5 protein-coding genes are annotated in these 4,377 nt (G+C 65.8%); 2 read left to right on the forward strand and 3 right to left on the reverse strand.

The features are described 5' to 3' along the window. The 3 genes from BM162_RS15560 to BM162_RS15570 all read right to left on the reverse strand — a co-directional run. On the reverse strand, nucleotides 1–358 hold a 358-nt coding region (locus BM162_RS15560), incomplete at its 3' end, for a PDZ domain-containing protein (RefSeq protein WP_245759285.1). Then, entirely contained in the window at nucleotides 342–941 is a 600-nt protein-coding gene (locus tag BM162_RS15565; RefSeq protein WP_093423953.1) for a thymidine kinase, read from the reverse strand. The genes BM162_RS15560 and BM162_RS15565, both read right to left, overlap by 17 nt. A 64-nt stretch (nucleotides 942–1,005) precedes the next feature. Next, a complete protein-coding gene (locus tag BM162_RS15570) occupies nucleotides 1,006–3,087 on the reverse strand; it encodes an AAA family ATPase (protein ID WP_177215185.1) in 2,082 nt (693 codons plus the stop codon). A 302-nt stretch (nucleotides 3,088–3,389) separates the two neighbouring features. Between BM162_RS15570 and BM162_RS15575 the strand changes: the two genes are divergently transcribed. Further along, a complete protein-coding gene (locus BM162_RS15575; RefSeq protein WP_245759286.1) occupies nucleotides 3,390–4,127 on the forward strand; it encodes an SNIPE associated domain-containing protein in 738 nt (245 codons plus the stop codon). 115 nt (nucleotides 4,128–4,242) lie between these two features. After that, on the forward strand, nucleotides 4,243–4,377 hold a 135-nt coding region (locus BM162_RS22425), incomplete at its 3' end, for a helix-turn-helix domain-containing protein (protein WP_245759298.1).

Consider the following 4,377-nt stretch of genomic DNA (forward strand, 5'->3'; position numbering starts at 1 on the left):
AGACGTCGAACTGTTCGTCGCGCGCCGGAGCCAGATGTACGGGGTCGCTGGTCCGCTCGACGGAGAGAGGGAGAGAGTGTGCTCCCGCATCGAGAGCCGCCAGGACCGCGCGCTCCACGAACGCGGCATTCATGTCGTCGACCGGCAGGTGGAAGAAGCCGGTGACGCGATCGCCGGGCTGCAGGCCGGCGCGCTCGGCCGGTCCGTCTATGGCGACGCTTTCGATCACGAGCCCCGCGTCGGAGACCGAGGTCCTCATCCCGGCAGACAGTCCGTCAGCCTGGCTGGCCGAGACGGTGGCGAAGAGCGCCCCTGCCCCGAGTGCCGCGCGGATGGTGCGTTCAGCCCAGGCTTTCATCGGCCGCGTGCTCGGCTTCGAGGATGTGGGATTGCCAGTGCTCGGCGCACATCGGCTTGTAGCAGGCGGCGTCGCCGGCAGCGAAGCGGTCGGTGCGCTCGTCGAGGCGGGCGGTATGTGTCGCAGGCGCCCGGCACTCCGAGCAGGTCGCTTGCAGCAGGCGGACGTCGGACGCCATGGCCATCAGGTCAGCCGTCACCCGGAACGGGCGTCCCCTGTAATCGAGATTGAGACCCGCGCAGACGACGTTGATACCGAAGAGGCAGCATTGCGCGACGAAATCGACGAAGTCTCCACCGATTGCGTCCGGCTCCATGAACTGGACCTCGTCGAAGAAAAGCGTGTCCGTATCCTCCGGGACATCAGGGAGGGTCGATAGGGGCATCGACGCAATTCCGTTGCCAGAATGCGTCTCGACCTGCCCCTGCGTCCACCTCTGTGCAATCGCAGGGTAGTAGATCGGACAGCGGCCGCGACTCTCGCACGCGAAGGCATGTCGGTACAGATATTCCTTGATCAGCCCTGACGACTTACCCGCAAACATCGGACCGGTCAGCACCGTCAGCTTACCGTAGGTTCTCATTTCCAATTGCCTTCAATGGCTTGAGGTCCGTTAGGAAATTGGGCTGAAACACCGAAAGCGGAAATTACTCCGCCATGAGGCCGACCATCCTGCGGCGCAATTCGGACAGGGCCGCAGGCCAGTCGCTGTCGTCAATTCCGGCGATGAGACCATCCAGTGCCGCGTCGTCGATCTCGAGACTCGCTCCCCGTTTCCGCATTGCCCGCGCCATGTCCGCGGCCTCTTCGCGGAGGCGAGCATTCTCCCTGCCGGCCGCGGCGGAAAGCTCAGCATCGCACAGCCCGGCCAGGCGCGGATCGAGAGGCGGCTTTGCCGCTTCCTCGGTCCGGAAGCCGATACCCGAGGAGGCCTCCCGGCGTCCGGATACAACGAGGACGATCCCGCGCAGCGAGAAGCGGCGCCCGCCGGTCGACTCGATCCAGCCTCGGGCGATGCCCTCGAAGATCTGCCCGACGACCTCGGGATCGGCGTTCTCGATCCCGCGCAGATGAAGGACGGCGCGGCGCAGCGACGAAAGTACCTGGACTACGGCGCCGTCGGCCTCCGGCGTGTCGGATCCGAGATATCTGCGCAGGGCCAGCGGACCTTGGTGGGCAGCAAGGTCGACATCATGCACCGGCAGGTCGAGGCTGTCGCCGAGGCTGACTGCGAAATCAGCGGCACTGCGGGCGTCGCCCTCGAAGGAGAAAGTTGCCCGGGCGCCCGATGCCCCGAGGCCGAGGCTCACCTGGCGCACCGCGGCTTCCAGCGCGCGCCGCGAGGGAGCATCGAGGTGGTTGCACAGCCGGGCGTCCTGGGGCGCGGCCGAGAGCTGTCCGTCTGCCCGCTCCACGATGGCGCCGGTCATCGCCTCCAGGACCTCGGCGAGGTCCTTGCGCACGATCTTCTTCCGGCCAGCCAGGCGCGTCCGTGCAGCTGCGCGGTCGAGGAGCTCGAAGCCCGCCGCCGGCATCGGCAGATGCGGCGCGTATTCCGACAGCAGCTCGACAACCGCCGGCACTCCGGCCTTCACGATCTCCACGCCGTGGTGTCGCAGCAGGCCGGCGCTGCCCTCCTGGAGCACGCGCAGAAGCGCGGCACCGGTTGGCGGCGCGACGCTGATCTGCTCGAAGCGCCGCATCAGGGCCGCATCACGGCGCAGGCGAAGCGCCTCGCCGGGCGTCGTTGCGCCGATCAGCGAAAAATCCCCGCGGGCGAGCGCAGGCTTGAGCATGTTCACGGCATCCAGGCCGCCCTCCCCCGTCGTGGAGCCGGCACCGGCGATGGTGTGAAACTCGTCGATGAACAGGATGGCCTTGCTCGAAGAGACGATCTTGAGAAGAGCCGTGACCCGTGCCTCGAAGTCGCCGCGGTACCGCGTGCCCGCCACGAGCTTGCCGGCATCGACCGAGAGCAGCGGGCGGCCGCGCAGCGGATGGTTCTTGGGCAGCTTCTGGAGCTTGACCGCGAGCGCCTCCACGAACGTGGTCTTGCCACACCCGGCCGGGCCCTCGAGAAGCGCGTTCGGCGCCCTCGCCTTCGAGATCGCCTCGATCAACGCGGAGACCTGCTCCTCATCGATCACGATGGAGGCGAAATCGCCCTTCTTCGCCCGGGCGCCGAGATCCACCAGGGAGGCGCGCACATCCGCCTCCGGACCACGCTCCTGGGTCGGCTGCACCCCGTCTTCGGTCGGCTTGCCGTCGATCGGACGCGGCTGTTTCGCCTGCGCACGGGCACGCTTGACCTTGTTCTGGAAGGCCGCGAGCTCGGGGCTCGGCTCGTCGCTGTTGACCGGACCCGGAAGACGCGCCTTGTGCAGGATCGACCGGGTGATGCGACACCGCATGAGGCCTGAGCAGAGTTCGGAGGCGACGGCCCCCTCCAGGTCCCCTCCGTTGAGAACGCGTTCGCCGGCGCGCTGCAGCAGGTCGTCCGCCTGCGTGTCGGGAGGGAGGGCTCCCCCACGTTCCTCCGCAAGCGCGGCAGTTGCTACCCGCGTGTTGATCAGGGTGATCTCGAGACAGGCGGGACTATAGCCCCGCTCCTCCATTGCGCGCCGCCCCGCATCCGTCTCGAGGAGTGCCGAGAGAAGATGGTACGGCGCCAGACCGGAGGCGCCGGACTGGATCGCGGACCGCATCGCTCGTTCGGTGAAGTCCTTCATCGCGGGGGCGTTCTTTCTCTGCATTCTGGCGGGTCCTTGCTTCGTTCTCGCAGGGAAGATTGTGCCACCCTGCACCAGAACGAAGTCTGCGGCCCTGGGAGCGTGGCCCCCTTGCCCAGGCGGTCTGTCAGCCAGACTGCCTGCCTGTTGCCTCGAAAAGAGTAGCCGCATGGCTCGGCGGTCATCGTGCGAGACAGGCCCTCACCTGCCCACCGATACTTCTCGGTCGCCGGCTCTTCACCGCAGGGTTGATTCCGAGCTGAGCCCGCGCTCAGATGCCGGTGTTTTGTTCGAGGTGGCACATGTCTCAAGGCTTCATCTGGATGGGCGTCATCCTGATTTTCCTCATCGGGTTTCCGCTGTTTCTGATCCTCTATCTTCGCTCTCTCGGTCGCCGGAGGCGGGTTGAGCGGGAGTATGACCAGAAAATCCACGAGGAGCGCAGAAGGCGCGAGGATGTCGAGGCGCGTTTCGCACCGGTGGCCGACATCTCGGGAGAGGTCGACAAGCTGAAGGCGGAGGCGCGGGAGATCGAAAGCAAGATCGACCAGGTCCGGGCGACATATGCCGAGAAGCGCCAGGCCTTGGAGCGCCTGGAGAAGCAGGTCGCGGTCTATGACGAGCGCCTCGCCTTCGCGGAGCTCGGGATCTACGAGCCGCATTTCGAGTTCAACGACAGCGAGACCTACAAGGCCAAGATCAAGGAGGTCCGCGATCGCCAGAAGGCGATGGTGTCGGCCAAGCAGGCTACCCATTGCCCCACCGATTGGACGGTGGAGGGGAGCCGGGCGAAGGGCCAGGCGATGATCAACCGCCAGACCCGCCTCACGATGCGGGCCTTCAACAACGAGTGCGACGCGGCCATCGCGAACACCCGCTGGAACAACGTCGTGGCGATGGAAAAGCGCATCCTGAACTCGGCGAAGCAGATCGATAACGCCAACGCCTCGATGAACCTGGTCATCGACCAGGACTACATCGCGCTGAAGCTCGATGAACTACACCTGACTCACGAGTATCGCGAGCAACTGAAGATCTGAGAACGGCGGTGAGAAAGTCGGCCACGGTAGCGGCGGGATGAGCCCGCTGCGGGCGGCGTAAAAGTCGTCCACCTTTACCCTTTCTGGTGACGGGGAGGGTGGGAGGATTTTCACCGTGGACTTGTATCGCAAGGTGCGACTGGCGTGTGCCGAGGGGATGAGCCAGCGCGAGGCAGCGCGTCAGTTTGGGATTTCCCGCGACAGCGTTCAGAAGATGTTGGAATTTTCGGTTCCGCCTGGATACCGGCGG

The organism is Tranquillimonas alkanivorans, from assembly GCF_900115595.1.
Taxonomy (GTDB): domain Bacteria; phylum Pseudomonadota; class Alphaproteobacteria; order Rhodobacterales; family Rhodobacteraceae; genus Tranquillimonas; species Tranquillimonas alkanivorans.